Origin of the sequence: Frigoribacterium sp. PvP032 (assembly GCF_017833035.1) — a bacterium.
Lineage (GTDB): Bacteria > Actinomycetota > Actinomycetes > Actinomycetales > Microbacteriaceae > Frigoribacterium.
Window position 1 is genome coordinate 1,969,905 of record NZ_JAFIBM010000001.1, and the last position, 16,138, is coordinate 1,986,042.

General features: G+C 70.7%; 14 protein-coding genes. 11 read left to right on the forward strand and 3 right to left on the reverse strand.

The genetic code is table 11. The features are described from left to right. The first annotated feature begins 8 nt into the window (after positions 1-8). The 5 genes from yajC (at position 9) to JOE35_RS09075 (ending at position 6,060) form a co-directional block, all read left to right on the forward strand. Entirely contained in the window at positions 9-452 is a 444-nt protein-coding gene (gene yajC, locus JOE35_RS09055) for a preprotein translocase subunit YajC (protein WP_209560816.1), read from the forward strand. Between the two features lie 93 nt (positions 453-545). Continuing rightward, positions 546-2,306 (forward strand): protein translocase subunit SecD, encoded by a 1,761-nt coding sequence (secD, locus tag JOE35_RS09060; protein WP_209560817.1) that lies wholly within the window; start codon positions 546-548, stop codon positions 2,304-2,306. Next, positions 2,306-3,319 carry a protein translocase subunit SecF gene (secF, locus tag JOE35_RS09065; RefSeq protein ID WP_209560818.1) on the forward strand — a complete coding sequence of 338 codons (1,014 nt, stop codon included), beginning with the start codon at positions 2,306-2,308 and terminating at the stop codon, positions 3,317-3,319. The genes secD and secF overlap by 1 nt, the downstream gene beginning before the upstream one ends. Continuing rightward, positions 3,316-3,681: a rhodanese-like domain-containing protein gene (locus tag JOE35_RS09070; RefSeq protein ID WP_307803010.1), complete on the forward strand. Its 366-nt coding sequence runs from the start codon at positions 3,316-3,318 to the stop codon at positions 3,679-3,681. Before secF ends, JOE35_RS09070 begins: the two co-directional genes overlap by 4 nt. A gap of 96 nt (positions 3,682-3,777) precedes the next feature. Further along, entirely contained in the window at positions 3,778-6,060 is a 2,283-nt protein-coding gene (locus tag JOE35_RS09075; protein ID WP_307803011.1) for a bifunctional (p)ppGpp synthetase/guanosine-3',5'-bis(diphosphate) 3'-pyrophosphohydrolase, read from the forward strand. Between the two features lie 48 nt (positions 6,061-6,108). Here JOE35_RS09075 and JOE35_RS09080 read toward each other — a convergent pair whose 3' ends face one another. From JOE35_RS09080 to JOE35_RS09090, 3 genes are all read right to left on the reverse strand, one after another. Continuing rightward, positions 6,109-6,663: a type IV toxin-antitoxin system AbiEi family antitoxin gene (locus JOE35_RS09080; RefSeq protein WP_209560819.1), complete on the reverse strand. Its 555-nt coding sequence runs from the start codon at positions 6,661-6,663 to the stop codon at positions 6,109-6,111. Positions 6,664-6,755: 92 nt separating this feature from the next. Further along, positions 6,756-7,994: a DUF349 domain-containing protein gene (locus JOE35_RS09085; protein WP_209560820.1), complete on the reverse strand. Its 1,239-nt coding sequence runs from the start codon at positions 7,992-7,994 to the stop codon at positions 6,756-6,758. A gap of 84 nt (positions 7,995-8,078) precedes the next feature. Then, entirely contained in the window at positions 8,079-8,864 is a 786-nt protein-coding gene (locus JOE35_RS09090) for a peptidylprolyl isomerase (protein WP_209560821.1), read from the reverse strand. An 83-nt stretch (positions 8,865-8,947) separates the two neighbouring features. Between JOE35_RS09090 and JOE35_RS09095 the strand changes: the two genes are divergently transcribed. The 6 genes from JOE35_RS09095 (at position 8,948) to mltG (ending at position 16,125) form a co-directional block, all read left to right on the forward strand. Further along, positions 8,948-10,357 (forward strand): replication-associated recombination protein A, encoded by a 1,410-nt coding sequence (locus tag JOE35_RS09095; RefSeq protein ID WP_123545918.1) that lies wholly within the window; start codon positions 8,948-8,950, stop codon positions 10,355-10,357. A 234-nt stretch (positions 10,358-10,591) separates the two neighbouring features. Beyond that, positions 10,592-11,221 carry a 30S ribosomal protein S4 gene (gene rpsD, locus JOE35_RS09100; RefSeq protein WP_146900693.1) on the forward strand — a complete coding sequence of 210 codons (630 nt, stop codon included), beginning with the start codon at positions 10,592-10,594 and terminating at the stop codon, positions 11,219-11,221. Positions 11,222-11,406: 185 nt separating this feature from the next. After that, a complete protein-coding gene (locus JOE35_RS09105; RefSeq protein ID WP_209560822.1) occupies positions 11,407-11,619 on the forward strand; it encodes a hypothetical protein in 213 nt (70 codons plus the stop codon). Between the two features lie 65 nt (positions 11,620-11,684). Beyond that, a complete protein-coding gene (alaS, locus tag JOE35_RS09110) occupies positions 11,685-14,357 on the forward strand; it encodes an alanine--tRNA ligase (protein WP_209560823.1) in 2,673 nt (890 codons plus the stop codon). A 7-nt stretch (positions 14,358-14,364) separates the two neighbouring features. Beyond that, positions 14,365-14,874, forward strand: coding sequence for a Holliday junction resolvase RuvX (ruvX, locus tag JOE35_RS09115; RefSeq protein ID WP_209560824.1), 510 nt, complete (start codon positions 14,365-14,367; stop codon positions 14,872-14,874). A 3-nt stretch (positions 14,875-14,877) separates the two neighbouring features. Continuing rightward, positions 14,878-16,125, forward strand: a complete 1,248-nt coding sequence (mltG, locus tag JOE35_RS09120) for an endolytic transglycosylase MltG (RefSeq protein WP_209560825.1) — start codon at positions 14,878-14,880, stop codon at positions 16,123-16,125. Positions 16,126-16,138: the final 13 nt, after the last annotated feature.

Here is a 16,138-nt window from a genome sequence, read left to right on the forward strand (position 1 = left end):
AGTTCCTCATGGACGCCACAACAATCATCATGGTCCTCCTCCTGGTGGTCCTCGTCTTCTTCATGTTCCGCAACAAGCGCAAGCGCGACGCCCAGCAGGCGACGCTGCAGTCCAAGATGGTCCCCGGCGTCGAGGTGATGCTGAGCTTCGGCGTCTACGGCACGCTCGTGTCGATCGACGACGAGGCCAACATCGCCGAGGTCGAGGTCTCGCCCGGCACCGTCCTTCGCGTGCACCGCCAGACCCTCGGCCGCGTCGTCGAGCCCGTCGTCGCCGACGACGAGGTCGTCTCCGACGCCGACGAGCTCGACGCCCGCCCGGCCGACGCCCGTCCGGCCGACGACCTGATCGTCGACGACGCCGCCGACCGCACGTCGCCCGCCTACGGCGAGCGGGTCGACGAGACGCGCCTCGACACCACCACCGACACGGACAAGCCCCACAAGGCCTGACCCGCCGACAGCCCCGGCCCCTTCGTGAGCCGAGGCCCAGACGACGGCGCGCGCCCCTCGGGGCGCGCGCTCCCATGAGAAAGCAGAACATCCGTGGCACGTTCGACGCCGGTCAAGAAGGCAATTCGTTCCCTGACGTGGTTGCTCGTCATCATCGCCGGCCTCGCCGCGCTGAACGGCACGGCCACCGCCCTGAACGACTCGGGTCGTGACGGCTGGTGGGACGGCGCGAGCTGGGTCCCCGAGCTGGCGCTCGACCTGCAGGGCGGCACCCAGATCACCTTGGCCGCCCAGCTCGACAACGGCCAGTCCGTGTCGAGCCAGCAGCTCGACCAGGCCGTGACGATCATCCGTCAGCGCATCGACAGCGCCGGCGTCTCGGAGTCGGAGATCACGCGCCAGGGCGCGCAGAACATCGTCGTGTCCATCCCCGGCCGTCCCGACAACGAGACCCTCGAGCGCATCGAGGCGTCGGCCAAGCTGACCTTCCGCCCCGTGCTCTACACGGAGGCCGTGAGCAACGCGGCCGTCGGCGGCGACGCCGACGCGACGGCCAGCCCCTCGGCCACGCCCTACACGCCGAACCCCGACCTGAACTCGACGCCCACGGCATCGCCGACGAACGCCTCCGACCTGAACTGGATCACGGAGCAGCTCGCCGACGAGTACACGAACTACCAGTGCGCCGCCGACAACGACCTGTCGACCGCTCGCGACGACGAGCCGCTCGTGACCTGCTCCACCGACGGCACCGCGAAGTTCATCCTCGGCCCGGTCGAGGTGCAGGGCAGCGAGATCAGCGACGCCACCAACGGCCTCGCCACCGACTCGCAGGGCAACTCGACCAACACCTGGGCCGTCAACCTCGAGTTCGACGGCCAGGGCACCGACCAGTTCCGGGACGTCACCTCGCGTCTGGTGACGCTGCAGGCTCCGCAGAACCAGTTCGCGGTCACGCTCGACAACCAGGTCATCACGGCCCCGTCCGCCAACGCGGCGATCACCGACGGGAACGCCCAGATCACCGGCTCGTTCACCCAGGACTCGTCGAAGACCCTGGCCGACCAGCTCAAGTTCGGCGCGCTGCCGATCAGCTTCTCCGTGCAGAGCAACGAGAACATCACCGCCACGCTCGGTCAGACCCAGCTCGTGAGCGGCCTGATCGCCGGCCTCATCGGCCTCATCCTCGTCGTGATCTACTCGCTGATCCAGTACCGCGCCCTCGCCTTCGTCACCGTCCTGTCGCTGATGATCGCCGCGCTCCTGACCTACCTGGTGATCGCGATCCTGTCCTGGCGCGAGGGCTACCGCCTCTCCCTGGCGGGCGTGACGGGGTTGATCGTCGCGATCGGCATCACGGCCGACTCGTTCATCGTCTACTTCGAGCGCATCCGTGACGAGCTGCGCGACGGCCGCATCCTCGAGAGCGCCGTCGAGTCCGGCTGGAAGCGCGCGATCCGCACGATCGTCGCCTCCGACACCGTCAACTTCCTCGCGGCCATCACGCTGTTCATCCTCGCGGTGGGCAACGTGAAGGGCTTCGCCCTGACGCTCGGCATCACCACGGTCATCGACCTCGTCGTCGTGGCCCTGTTCACCCACCCGATGCTGCAGCTGATCGCCCGCACCCGCTTCTTCGGCGAGGGCCACGCGTTCAGCGGGCTGAACCCCAAGGCGCTCGGCGCCGTGTACCGCGGCCGGGCACAGTTCCGCACCCCCGTCCCCACGGGGGCTCGCAAGGGCGCGGGCGGCCGGGAGGCGGCCAAGCGCCAGACCATCGCCGAACGCAAGGCGGCAGAGAGCACGGGCACCCGAGTCGACGACTCTGCGCGCGGTGAAGGGAAGGACAGCTGATGGCCAGCTTCTCCAAGTTCGGCAACGACCTCTACACAGGGGCTCGTTCGTACGACATCGTGGGCCGTCGGCGCACGTGGTACATCATCGCCGCGGTCGTCATCGTCATCTGCGCGACGGTGCCGTTCCTCCGGGGCGGCTACCACTTCGGCATCGAGTTCACCGGCGGGTCCGAGTTCCAGGTCGCCCAGCCCGCCGAGCTCGACCAGGACGTCGCGACGCGCACGGTCGACGAGGCCGCTCCCGGCTCGAACCCCCGGGTCACGCAGGTCGGCAGCGACACCATCCGCGTCCAGACCTCCCAGCTCGAGGCGACCCAGACCAACGACGTGGCCGACGCCCTGGCGGCGGCCTACGACGTGCCCGCCGAACGAGTCACCTCGTCGTTCATCGGCGCCTCCTGGGGCGCCGACATCACGGGCCAGGCGATCAAGGGCCTCGTGATCTTCCTCATCCTCGCGGCGATCGGCATGACGCTCTACTTCCGCACCTGGAAGATGTCGCTCGCCGCCATGACGGCGCTGCTGCACGACCTCGTGCTGACGGCAGGCATCTACGGCATCGTCGGCTTCGAGGTCACCCCCGCGGCCGTGATCGGGTTCCTCACGATCCTCGGCTACTCGCTCTACGACACCGTGGTGGTCTTCGACAAGATCCGCGAGAACACGGCAGAGGACGGCGAGGGCTCGAGACGCACGTTCGGCCAGTCAATCAACCTCGCGATCAACCAGACCCTCGTCCGGTCGATCAACACGTCGGTCGTCGCGCTGCTGCCCGTGGCCGCGATCCTGTTCATCGGCGCGTTCGTCCTCGGTGCCGGCACGCTCCGCGACATCTCGCTCGCCCTCTTCATCGGCATCCTGGTCGGCACCTACTCGACGATCTTCATCGCGTCGCCGCTGTACGCGACGCTGCGGATCGGCGAGCCCGACATCAAGAAGCGCGACGACCGCAAGCGCGCCGACCGCGACCGCGACGCCGACGCCGCGGCGGCCTCGGTGATCGCGTCGTGAGCACGCCACTGGGCGGCGGCGCCGCCTCCTCGATGCCCGAGGTGACCGTGCAGGAGGCGGTGGCCCTGGTCCGCGACGGTGCCTACCTCCTCGACGTGCGCGAGCAGTCGGAGTGGGACGACGGCCACGCGCCCGACGCTGTGCTCGTTCCCCTCTCCGAGCTGGCCGACCGCGTCGACGAGGTCCCCGCGGACCGCGACGTCCTCGTCGTCTGCCACTCGGGCATGCGCTCGATGCGGGCCACCGCCGCGCTCCGTCGAGCCGGTCTCCGGGCCGTGAACGTCGAGGGCGGCATGCTCGCCTGGCGAGACGCGGACGGCGACGTCGTCAGCGAGGGCGACGCCCGCCCGACGGTCGGCTGACCAGGAGCGAGTAGCGTTGTCCCGACTCGTGCACGACCCGACGCCCGTTCCCGGAGGCGCGTCACCGTGCACGAGCGACGACGAGGAGGCGCGGTCGTGACCGAGATCACCACGAGGGAGAACCCCGCTGGGCCCGAGCAGGGCGGCACGGCCTCGCTCCGCACGCTCCTGCCCCGGTTGTTCTCCCGCAGCCAGCCCGCCGGCGCCGTCGACCGTCTCGTCAAGACGGTCCGCATGCACCACCCCAAGGCCGACCTCGTGGTCATCGAGCGGGCCTACACCGTCGCCGAGAAGGCCCACCGTGGTCAGCTCCGCAAGAGCGGCGAGCCCTACATCACGCATCCCGTGGCGGTGGCGCAGATCCTCGCCGACCTCGGCATCGGCTCCAAGACGATCGCTGCAGCCCTCCTCCACGACACGGTGGAGGACACCGACTACACGCTCGACATGCTGCAGCGCGACTTCGGCGACGAGATCGCGATGCTCGTCGACGGGGTCACCAAGCTCGACAAGCTCAAGTACGGCGACAGCGCCCAGGCCGAGACCGTCCGCAAGATGGTCGTCGCGATGTCGAAGGACATCCGGGTGCTCGTGATCAAGCTCGCCGACCGGCTGCACAACGCCCGCACCTGGGGCTTCGTCGAGTCGTCCTCCGCGACGCGCAAGGCCACCGAGACGCTCGAGATCTACGCCCCCCTGGCGCACAGGCTGGGCATCCAGGCGATCAAGTGGGAGCTGGAGGACCTCAGCTTCGCCGTCCTGCACCCGAAGCTCTACGTCGAGATCGACAACCTGGTCAAGCAGCGCACGCCCCAGCGCGAGCAGTTCGTTCAGAACGTCATCAACGCGGTCAAGTCCGACCTGAAGTCGACGAAGATCCGTGGCGAGGTCGTGGGCCGCCCGAAGCAGTACTACTCGATCTACCAGAAGATGATCGTGCGAGGGCGCGAGTTCGACGAGATCTACGACCTCGTCGGCATCCGCGTGCTCGTCACGTCGCTGCGCGACTGCTACGCCGTGCTCGGGTCCATCCACGCCCGCTGGAACCCCATCCCCGGCCGCTTCAAGGACTACATCGCGACCCCGAAGTTCAACCTCTACCAGTCGCTCCACACGACGGTCATCGGCCCCAAGGGGCGACCGGTCGAGATCCAGATCCGCACGCACGAGATGCACCAGCGTGCCGAGTTCGGCGTCGCCGCGCACTGGAAGTACAAGCAGAGGATGAACGGCGGCCGCGACGACACGGCCACCGGGGCCCGCACCGAGACCGACATGGCGTGGCTGGCGCACATCTCCGACTGGCAGGCCGAGACCGCCGACCCTGGGGAGTTCCTCGACAGCCTGCGCTTCGAGATCGGCGCGAAAGAGGTGTACGTCTTCACGCCCCAGGGCAAGGTCATCGGCCTGCCGTCGGGCGCGACGCCGGTGGACTTCGCCTACGCCGTCCACACCGAGGTCGGGCACCGCACGATGGGCGCAAAGGTCAACGGCCGCCTCATCCCGCTCGAGAGCGTGCTCAACAGCGGCGACGTCGTCGAGGTGTTCACCTCGAAGAACCCCGACTCCGGCCCGAGCCAGGACTGGCTCGGCTTCGTCAAGAGCCCGCGGGCACGGAACAAGATCCGTCAGTGGTTCACCAAGGAGCGACGCGACGAGGCGATCGAGCAGGGCAAGGACGCGATCGCCCGCGCGATGCGCAAGCAGAACCTCCCGCTGCAGAAGCTGATGAACCAGGACAGCATCACCGAGGTTGCGTCGCAGCTGCGCTACGACGACGTGTCGAGCCTCTACGCGGCCGTCGGCGAGGGGCACCTCTCGACGCAGTCCGTGATCGAGAAGGTCCTCGCGTCCGTCCAGCAGCAGACCGAGGTCGAGGGCGAGTACGAGTTCCCGAGCAAGGGCGTCTCGCGCCCGCTCCGCAACAGCGACTCCGGCGTCCTCGTCCGGGGCGCCCCCGACATCCTCGTCAAGCTCGCCAAGTGCTGCACGCCGGTCCCCGGCGACCAGGTCGTCGGCTTCGTCACGCGCGGCCAGGGCGTGAGCGTGCACCAGGCGACCTGCCACAACGTGCAGGGCCTGATGCAGGAGCCGGAGCGCATGATCGAGGTCGAGTGGGCCCCGTCGTCGAAGAGCGTCTTCCTGGTCCAGATCCAGATCGAGGCGCTCGATCGCGCAGGGCTGCTGTCGGACGTGACGCGAGTGCTCTCGGAGCACCACGTGAACATCCTCTCCGCCAACGTGTCCACCTCCGACGAGCGGCTGGCGATCAGCCGCTTCGTCTTCGAGATGGGCGACACGACGCACCTCGACCGCGTGCTCAACGCCGTCCGCCGGATCGACGCCGTCTACGACGTCTACCGGGTCAGCGCGGGCTGACCCTCGGGGCCTCGACTCCCCGAGCCCTGCTCGAGGAGTCGAGGCTCCTCAGACGACCAGTGGGTCCACGAGCGTCCGCAGCCGGTTCGCCGCGCGGCGCCGCCCCGGCAGGCGCCCGTGCCGTCGGACCAGGGCCGCGACTTGCCGCGGGTCGACGTGGTGGTCGACGAGCAGGGTGCGCACGAGTCTCTCCGCGTCGCCCGACCAGTCGTCGGCCCGGAGCAGGTCGAGCACGGTCCGCGTGGGGGAGGTCACCCGGACACGGCCGAGCTGCGTGATCTCGTCGTCGTCGATCAGCACCTCGCCGACCGTCAGGTCGGCCCGGTCGACGTGGTGACGCGCGGACGACGGCACCACGGCCTCCAGCCGCCGGGGTGCCGCTGCTCGCGCACCCCAGATCCACGCCGCCGTGCCGCGTGCCCCCACCACGATCGGGCCGAGGGCCTCGGCCAGCGCCTCCGCCCGGCGCCACGCGTCGTCGGGGTCGACGATCGACGCCCAGCTGTCGGCCACCCGGCAGACGTGGCCGTCGAGCGCGGCAGCCTGGAGCTCGACCTCGGGCAGGTCTCGGGCGGTCAGGAGTCTGGGCAGGGTCGGGCGCATGGCTCCAGGATGACCGACCGGTGCCGCGACGACGAACCGCCCGCCGCCTCCTGTGGAGAGCGGCGGGCGGTCGGTGCCGGGGGAGGCGCGGGTCAGGACCCGAGGGCGTCCAGCCAGACGCGGCGCGCGTCCAGAGCCTCGCGCGCCTCCTTCACCTTGCGGGCGTCGCCGCCGGCCTCGGCCGCGGCGAGCTCGTCCTCGAGCTTGGTGATGGCGTCCTGCAGCTGGCTCGCGAGCCCCTCCGAGCGTGCCTTGCGCTCGGGGTTGTTCTTCTCCCAGTGCGTCTCGTCGAGCTGGCGGACGTGCGACTCGACCTTGCGCAGCCGATCCTCGACGGGCCGCACCTGGTCGCGCGGCACGCGACCGATCTCGTCCCAGCGGAGCTGGATCGTGGTCAGGGCCTCACGAGCCGACACGCGGTCGCCGTTCGTGAGGATCTTCTCCGCGTCGTCGAGCAGCGCGAGCTTGGCCGTGAGGTTGTCGGCGTACTCGGCGTCGTCCTGCGCGACGATCTCGCCCTTGGCGGCGTAGAGCACGTCGCCGGCGCGCTTGAAGCGGGCCCAGAGCGCGTCGTCGTACTTCTTGCCGGCACGGCCGGCGCGCTTCCAGTCGTCGAGCAGCCGTCGGTACTCGGGGATGCCGTCGGCGCCCTTGGCCGCCAGTGCGTCCGCCGCCTCGACGAGGGCCTGCTTGCGCTGACGGGCCTCGCGGTGCGTGGCGTCGAGGTCGGCGTAGAACGCCTTGCGGTGCTGGTCGATGGTCGACCGGGCCGCGCGGAAGCGCTTCCAGAGGTCGTTGCCCTCGCCCTTCGGGATCCGCGGCCCCTCGGTCTGGTGCTTCTGCCAGCGGGCGAAGATGTCGTCGACGGAGGCGGTGACCTGCTTCCACTGCACGCGTGCCGGATCCTGGGCGGCGAGGGTCTCGGCCTCCACGACCAGGGACGTGCGGTAGGCGACGGCCTCGGCCAGCGCCTCCTGTGCCTCGGCGCTCTGCTTCTCGGTGAGCTCGCCCACCGTGCTGTCGAGGGCGTCGACGCGGGTGCGCAGCGCGGCGACGTCGCCGACGGCGCTCGGCTCGACGAGGAGCTGCTTCAGGTGCGCCACCGTCTTGGTCACGTCCGAGGCGGACGCGCCCCGCTTGACCCGCTGCTCGAGCAGGGTGACCTGCCCGTTCAGCTCGGTGTACTTGCGCTCGTAGTAGGCGAGGGCCTCGGCGGGCGTGGCGTCGGGGTACTGCCCCACAGCCCGCTCGCCGTCGCCCTCGCGCACGTAGACGGTTCCGTCGTCGTCGACGCGGCCCCAGGGTGCCTGATCGTCAGTAGCCACTGTCATCCCTTGCTGGAGGTGCTCGTCGCGGAGCCCAGGACGGGCCCCGGCGATGGGTCCCCAGCCTATTGCACGACCAGGGACGACGGACTACTGAAGCGTCAGGGACGTGATCGTGGTCGGCACGACCGGGGCGCCGTCGTTCGGCACCTCGGCCGTGGAGGGCGTGAGGCCCGCGTCGGTGACGTTCGCCGTGAGCTGGTCGAGACCGCTGGTCACGCGCCCGACGACGGTGTAGCCGCCGGTCGACGAGTCGAGGTACGTGTCGCCGTAGGTGACGAAGAACTGCGTGGACTGCGAGTCCGGCTCGGCACCCCTGGCCATCGCGATGGTGCCCGTCGGGTAGAGGCCGTCTGCGGGCACGTTCTCGAGGGGCCCGAAGGTGAAGCCCGCGTCGCCTGTGCCGTCCCCGTTCGCCGAGCCGCACTGGATGAACTTCGCCGTCTCGGCGTCGCTCATCCGGTGGCAGGTCGTGTCCGTGTAGAAGCCCTGCTGCGTCAGGTCGATGATCACCGACGCGGCCTGGGGCGCCGCGGCCCCGTCGAGCTCGATGCCGAGCTGCACGTCGTCGTTCAGGTCGAGCTGGCCCGTCCACGTGCGCCCCTCGGCGATGTCCGAGCTCGGGACGTCGCCGGTCGCCGACGCGGTCCCGGAGGGGGAGGGGCTGGCGGAGGCGGTGGCCTCGGCGCCGCTGCCGTCCGTGTCCCACACGACCTGGGTCACGACCGCGAGCCCGACGACCACCACGACGCCGACCGCGGCGAGGACGTTGTCGCGACGACGGCGAAGCACCTGCGTCTCGTGGACCCGCTGGCGGGCCGTGTACGCCCTCAGCCGGTCGCGTGCCTCACGGTCCTGGTTCCTGCTCGGTGCCACGTGTCCTCCATGCCGGTGATGTCCCGGACGACTGTATCCGAGCCGCCGGTCGGTGTCGGCGGCCCGGTCTACCATTGGTCCCCATGAGCCCTCTCCCGCAGAGCTCGACCCCCCTCGCGGTCCGCATGCGCCCCACCAGCCTCGACGAGGTCGCCGGTCAGCGGCACCTCCTCCGGCCCGGCTCGCCGCTCGTGACCCTGGCGAGCGACACGACCGGCGAGCAGGGCGCCGTCTCCGTCATCCTCTGGGGCCCGCCCGGCACGGGCAAGACGACGCTGGCGCAGGCGATCGCCCACACGTCGGGGCGTCAGTTCATCGAGCTCTCCGCGGTGACGGCCGGCGTGAAGGACGTGCGGCAGGTGATGGAGAAGGCCCTCACCAACCGCGACCTGTACGGCACCACGACCGTGCTGTTCCTCGACGAGATCCACCGGTTCACGAAGGCCCAGCAGGACGCGCTGCTGCCCGGCGTCGAGAACGGCTGGGTGATCCTCATCGCCGCGACGACCGAGAACCCGTCCTTCTCGGTGATCACGCCCCTCCTCTCCCGGTCGCTCCTGCTCACGCTCGAGCAGCTGAGCGACGACGACCTCGGCGACCTCGTCCGACGCGCCGTCGTCGACCCCCGCGGGCTGGCCGACCGCGTCGTGCTGGACGACGAGGCGCTGGCGACGATCGTCCGTCTCGCGTCCGGCGACGCACGTCGCGCGCTGACGGCCCTCGAGGCCTCAGCCCACTCCGCGGCGGCCACGGCCGAGGAGGCGCGGGGGGCCAGGCCTGACGACCCGTCCGCCGACGCGGACGCCGACTACGACCCCGACGCCGAGTACGACGACCCGGACGACGCGGACGACCGGCCGGTGATCACGGCCGAGACGGTGGCCCAGTCGGTCGACCGCGCCCTGCTCCGCTACGACCGCAACGGCGACGAGCACTACGACGTCATCAGCGCGTTCATCAAGTCGGTGCGCGGCTCCGACGTCGACGCCGCCCTGCACTACCTGGCGCGGATGATCGAGGCCGGTGAAGATCCGCGCTTCATCTGCCGACGCATCATCGTGTCCGCGGGAGAGGACATCGGCATGGCCGACCCGAACGCCCTCACGGTGGCCGTCTCGGCGGCCACCGCCGTGCAGATGATCGGCATGCCAGAAGGGCGCATCCCGATGGCCGAGGCCGTCGTCTACCTCGCCACCGCACCGAAGTCGAACCGCTCGTACAGCGCCCTCGACGCCGCGATCGCCGACGTCCGCGCGGGCGCCGCAGGCCCGGTGCCGAAGCACCTCCGCGACGCGCACTACCCGGGCGCGAAGCGGCTCGGCCACGGCAAGGGCTACAAGTACTCGCACGACTCCGAGTTCGGGGTCGTCGAGCAGCAGTACCTGCCCGACGAGCTCGTCGGGCGCACCTACTACGACCCGACGGCCAACGGCAACGAACGCGACGTCGCCGCACGGCTCGAGAAGCTGCGGCGCATCACGCGCGGCGGCTGAGCCGCCGCGACACGCGCCTCGACCCAGGGTCGACCGCGAGAGCCTGCTCCTGTATGCTCGGGGGGTTGCCTGCACTCGGGCGTCGACGCGCGGCTGCTGATGACGACCCGACCAAGGCGGTCAGACCTGTAGCCGGTCTCCGCCGCGGCGATCATCCCTCTTGTTAGGCCCGTCGGCGCTCACGCGCCTGGCTGGCGGAACACCACCACCGACAAGATCTCGATAGGAACACGCATGTCCACCAAGTCCCGCACCCGGAGCAAGACGCGTCTCTCGCGTGCTCTCGGCATCGCCCTCACCCCGAAGGCCGCCCGCTACCTCGAGAAGCGTCCCTACGCTCCCGGCGAGCACGGCCGCACCAAGCGCAAGACCGACAGCGACTACGCCGTCCGTCTCCGCGAGAAGCAGCGTCTGCGCGCCCAGTACGGCATCCGCGAGGCCCAGCTCAAGATCGTCTTCAACGAGGCCCGCAAGGCCTCCGGCCTGACCGGTGAGAACCTGGTCGAGCTGCTCGAGACCCGTCTCGACGCCCTAGTCCTGCGTGCCGGCTTCGCCCGCACCACGGCACAGGCCCGCCAGATGGTCGTGCACCGTCACATCCTCGTCGACGGCAAGCTCGTCGACCGCCCCTCGTTCCGCGTCAAGCCCGGCCAGATGATCCACGTCAAGGCCAAGAGCGAGACGACCGAGCCCTTCCAGGTCGCCGCGGCCGGCGGTCACGTCGACCTGCTGCCCAAGACCCCTGGCTACCTCGAGGTCGAGATCGACAAGCTGCAGGCCCGCCTCGTGCGTCGCCCGAAGCGCGCCGAGGTCCCCGTGACCTGCGAGGTCCAGCTGGTCGTCGAGTACTACGCCGCCCGCTAGTCGCACCTGCACCACTGCAGCACCCGCACCACTTCTGAGGGAGCGCTCCACATCGCGTGGGGCGCTCCCTCCGTCGTTCCCGGCGAGGCACTCCTCCCTCGGTCGTTCCCGACGGACGACGGCGACGAAGTAGGCTGACGTGTCGTCTCGTGTGCTCGTCACGGGACACGTCGTGAGGAGCACCCGTGAAGAACCTGGTCCTGCTGTCCGTCGGAGTCGCGCTCGGCCTCGTCGGTGCGCACCTCCTCAACTCGACCCCGCGCGGCCGCCGCTTCTTCGGCGAGCTCGACGGCGGTCTCGACCACTTCCGTGCCGCGGTCGTCGACGGCTACCGGTCGCGCGACGCCGAGCTGCGCGGCAGCGACCAGCACGACGACGGCACGACCAGCGCGAGCTGACCGCGTGAGGCGCCCGCGCCTCTTCGTCAGCAGCCCCACCGACCGACCCCTCCCTCAGGAGAACCATGCAGACCGCCGAGATCCGCCGCCGTTGGCTCGACTACTTCGGGGAGCGCGGGCACACCGTCGTCCCGTCCGCCTCGCTGGTCAGCGACGACCCGTCGCTGCTCTTCACCGTCGCCGGCATGGTGCCGTTCATCCCGTACCTGACCGGTCTCGTGCCGACTCCCTGGTCGCGGGCGACGAGCGTGCAGAAGTGCATCCGCACGAACGACATCGAAGAGGTCGGCAAGACCCCCCGCCACGGCACGTTCTTCCAGATGAACGGCAACTTCTCGTTCGGCGACTACTTCAAGGAGGAGGCGATCGGCTACGCCTGGGAGCTGCTGACCTCGAGCGAGGCCGACGGCGGTCTCGCGTTCTCGCCCGACGACCTCTGGGTCACGGTCTACGAGGAGGACGACGAGGCGATCGCCCTCTGGAAGAAGGTCGCCGGCCTGCCCGACGAGCGCATCCAGCGCCTCGGCAAGGACACGAACTACTGGCACACCGGCCAGCCCGGCCCCGCGGGCCCCTGCTCGGAGATCTTCTTCGACCGCGGACCTGCCTACGGCGCCGACGGCGGCCCCGCCACGGACGACGACCGCTACGTCGAGATCTGGAACCTCGTGTTCATGCAGTACCAGATCGAGAACGTCCGGTCGAAGGTCGACTTCGACATCGTCCGCGAGCTGCCGAACAAGAACATCGACACCGGCATGGGCCTCGAGCGCGTGGCGTTCCTCAAGCAGGGCGTCGACAACATGTACGAGATCGACCAGGTGCGACCCGTGCTCGACGCCGCCTCCGAGCTGTCGGGGCGTCGCTACGGAGCGGTCCACGACGACGACGTCCGCATGCGCGTCATCGCCGACCACGTGCGCAGCGCCCTGATGCTGATGAGCGACGGCGTCCGCCCGTCCAACGAGGGCCGGGGCTACATCCTCCGCCGCCTGCTGCGACGCTCGGTCCGCTCCATGCGCCTCCTGGGCGTCGAGGGCACCACCTTCCCCGTCCTGTTCGCGGCCTCGCGCGACGCCATGAAGTCGGCCTACCCCGAGGTCGAGCGCGACTGGGACAGGATCTCCGGCCTCGCCTTCGCCGAGGAGGAGACGTTCCTCCGCACCCTGGCTGCCGGCACGAGCATCCTCGACATCGCGGTCGACGACACCAAGAAGGAGGCGGCGGCCGGCACCGCGCCCCGCCTCGCCGGCGACACGGCCTTCCTGCTGCACGACACCTTCGGGTTCCCGATCGACCTCACCCTCGAGATCGCGGAGGAGAGCGGCCTCACGGTCGACCGCGAGGCGTTCGACCGGCTGATGAGCGAGCAGCGCGCCCGCGCCAAGGCCGACGCCAAGTCGCGCAAGGTGGCCCTCGCCGACCTGAGCGTCTACAGCGCCTTCCGCGCGCAGGGCGAGACGGTCTTCACCGGGTACGACGTGCTCGACACCGAGACGCGCGTGCTCGGCCTGATCGTCGACGGCGCGAGCGTCGACCGTGCCGTCGCGGGCGACATCGCCGAGGTGGTCCTCGCCGAGACGTCGCTGTACGCGGAGTCGGGCGGCCAGGAGGCCGACGCCGGCAGCATCGTCGGCACGGGCTTCGACCTCGAGGTGCTCGACGTGCAGAAGCCGGTCAAGGGGCTGGTCAGCCACCGTGTCCAGGTGCGGTCGGGCGAGGTCGGCGTCGGGGACGCCGCGACCAGCGTCGTCGACCCGGCCTACCGCCGCGGGGCCACGCAGGCCCACTCCGCGACCCACCTGGTGCACGCGGCGCTCCGGGAGGTGCTCGGCCCGGAGGCGCACCAGGCCGGCTCGTACAACAAGGCCGGCTACCTCCGCCTGGACTTCAACTGGAGCCAGGCGCTCAGCCCGGCCACCCGCAGCGAGGTCGAGGAGGTCGCGAACGCGGCCGTCCGCGACGACCTCGCGGTCACGACCCGCGTGCTGCCGCTCGACGAGGCCCGCTCGCTGGGCGCGATGGCGCTCTTCGGCGAGAAGTACGGCGAGACGGTCCGCATGGTCGACATCGGCGGCCCCTGGTCGCGCGAGCTCTGCGCGGGCACGCACGTCGCCACGAGCGCGCAGATCGGCCTGATCAACCTCGTCAGCGAGAGCTCGGTCGGCTCCACGAACCGCCGGGTCGAGTCGCTGGTCGGCCTGGACGCGTTCCGCGACTTCGCCGCGGAGCGGGCCATCGTGTCGCAGCTGACGTCCTCGCTCCGCACTCCTCGCGAGCAGCTCCCCGAGCGCATCGGCGACCTCGTGTCGAGCCTGCGCGCGGCCGAGAAGAAGATCGCCGAGTTCGAGTCGGCCCAGCTGTCGCTGCGCGTCCCGGCGCTCGTCGAGCAGGCGGCCCCCGTGGGCTCCCTGACCGTCGTCGCCGAGTCGGTGGGCACGGTCAAGTCGACCGACGAGCTGCGTTCGCTCGTCCTCTCCGTGCGAGAGCGCCTCGGCAGCGACTCCGCCTCCGTGGTGGCCCTGGCCGCCGACGTAGCGGGCAAGCCCGCCGTGATCGTCGCGACGACGGCGCCCGCCCGCTCGGCCGGCGTCAAGGCCGGGCAGCTGGCCCGCACGGCGGCCGGGATCCTCGGCGGCGGCGGCGGCGGCAAGGACGACCTGGCCCAGGGCGGCGGGTCCGACGTCGCAGCGATCGGCACGGCGCTCACGGGCATCGTCGCCGCGCTGCGGTCCTGAGGGCCACGTGAGGACGGGCGTGCGCCTCGGCGTCGACGTGGGCAGGGCCCGCATCGGCGTCGCCCGCACCGATCCGTCGGGGATGATCGCCACGCCCGTCGAGACCGTGCCGCGGGCGGCGTCGGGCTCAGCCGACGTCGACACGATCCTCGGCCACGTGGCCGAGCTCGAGGCCGTCGAGGTCGTCGTCGGCCTCCCGCTCTCGCTGTCGGGAGGCGACACCCCGTCCACCGGCGACGCGCGGGACTTCGCGGCGGCCATCGCGGCCCGCTGTCCGGTGCCCGTGCGGCTGGTGGACGAACGGCTGTCGACGGTGAGCGCACAGACTGCACTTCGCGCCTCGGGACGCAAGGGCAAGAGACAACGATCCGTCATCGATCAAGTCGCCGCTGTTATCATCGTCCAGCACGCGCTCGAGCTCGAGCGGTCGAGCGGTCTCCCGCCCGGTCACCTCGTGAGCGCCCCGGTCGTCGACGACGGCGCCGGAGACCGACCCGACACCGACGAAAGACGATGACGCGTGGCCGACGATCCGAACTGGGACGACATCTTCGCCTCCCAGCCCCCCACCGAGGCGAAGGGCGACGCCGGTCGACCTCCCGCCACCGCCCCGACGACCCGCAAGGCGACCCGCGAGCAGGAGAAGGCGCCGCGTCGAGCTGAGCGCCGCTCCGCTCGGGACGACGCCGGCCACCGGCCCCGCCGCAGCCGCAAGGGCGGCATCGTCCTCCTCGTCATCGCCCTCGTCGTCGTGGGCGGCGGGACCGCCGGCGTCGTCGCCGCGTGGGGCGCGGTCGCGCCCCTCGTCGCGAAGCTGAGCGGTAACGACGCGCCGGAGGACTACCCGGGCAGCGGCAACGGGACCGAGGTCTCGTTCGCGATCACGAGCGGCGAGAACGGCTCGGACATCGCCACCAACCTCTTCGACAGCGGCGTCACCGCCAGCTTCGAGTCCGTCTACTCGATGCTCGTCGCGGACACGACCCTCACCTTCCAGCCCGGCACGTACACGCTGCAGCAGGAGATGAGCGCCACGTCGGCGGTCACCGCCCTGCAGGACAGCGCCAACCGGGTCACCGACAGGCTCGTGATCCCCGAGGGCACCGCCGCCGTCGACGTCTACAGCCTCATCTCGTCGGCGACCGAGATCCCCGAGGCCGACGTCCAGGCCGCAGCCGCCGACGTGGCGTCCTTCGGCCTCCCTGCCGAGGCCACGTCCCTCGAGGGGTGGCTGTTCCCCGCGACGTACGAGCTCGACCCCGGGCTCGACGCGCACGGCTACCTGCAGCTCCTCGTCGACACGATGAAGCAGCGGCTCGTCGACGCCGGGGTGGCCCCGGCCGACCAGCAGCACGTCATCGTCTTCGCCTCGCTGATCCAGCGTGAGGCCGGGCTCGCGGACGACTACCCCAAGGTGGCCCGTGTCTTCCAGAACCGCCTCGACGACGGCATGCTCCTGCAGTCCGACGCGACCGTCGCCTACGGCACCGGCAACACGCACCGGGTCACGACCACGGACGAGGAGCGCGGCGACGAGTCGAACCCGTACAACACGTACCAGCACCTCGGCCTGCCGGTGGGGCCCATCTCCAACCCGGGCGACCTCGCGATCAACGCGGCGATCGCGCCGGCGGACGGCACGTGGCTGTACTTCGTGACCACCAACCTCGACACGGGCGAGACGACGTTCTCGACGACGCTGGCCGAGCACGAGGCCGCCGTGAAGGTGTGGCAGGCGTGGATGCGGGAGCACCCCGAGTACCAGTGACCCCCTCGACCGA

What these genes read in the sequence shown, in the direction of transcription:
- alaS (WP_209560823.1), top strand. Translation starts at nt 11,685, where the DNA reads ATGCAGACCGCCGAGATCCGCCGCCGTTGGCTCGACTACTTCGGGGAG.
- JOE35_RS09085 (WP_209560820.1), bottom strand. Translation starts at nt 7,994, where the DNA reads ATGACAGTGGCTACTGACGATCAGGCACCCTGGGGCCGCGTCGACGAC.
- JOE35_RS09080 (WP_209560819.1), bottom strand. Translation starts at nt 6,663, where the DNA reads ATGCGCCCGACCCTGCCCAGACTCCTGACCGCCCGAGACCTGCCCGAG.
- JOE35_RS09095 (WP_123545918.1), top strand. Translation starts at nt 8,948, where the DNA reads ATGAGCCCTCTCCCGCAGAGCTCGACCCCCCTCGCGGTCCGCATGCGC.
- yajC (WP_209560816.1), top strand. Translation starts at nt 9, where the DNA reads ATGGACGCCACAACAATCATCATGGTCCTCCTCCTGGTGGTCCTCGTC.
- rpsD (WP_146900693.1), top strand. Translation starts at nt 10,592, where the DNA reads ATGTCCACCAAGTCCCGCACCCGGAGCAAGACGCGTCTCTCGCGTGCT.
- secF (WP_209560818.1), top strand. Translation starts at nt 2,306, where the DNA reads ATGGCCAGCTTCTCCAAGTTCGGCAACGACCTCTACACAGGGGCTCGT.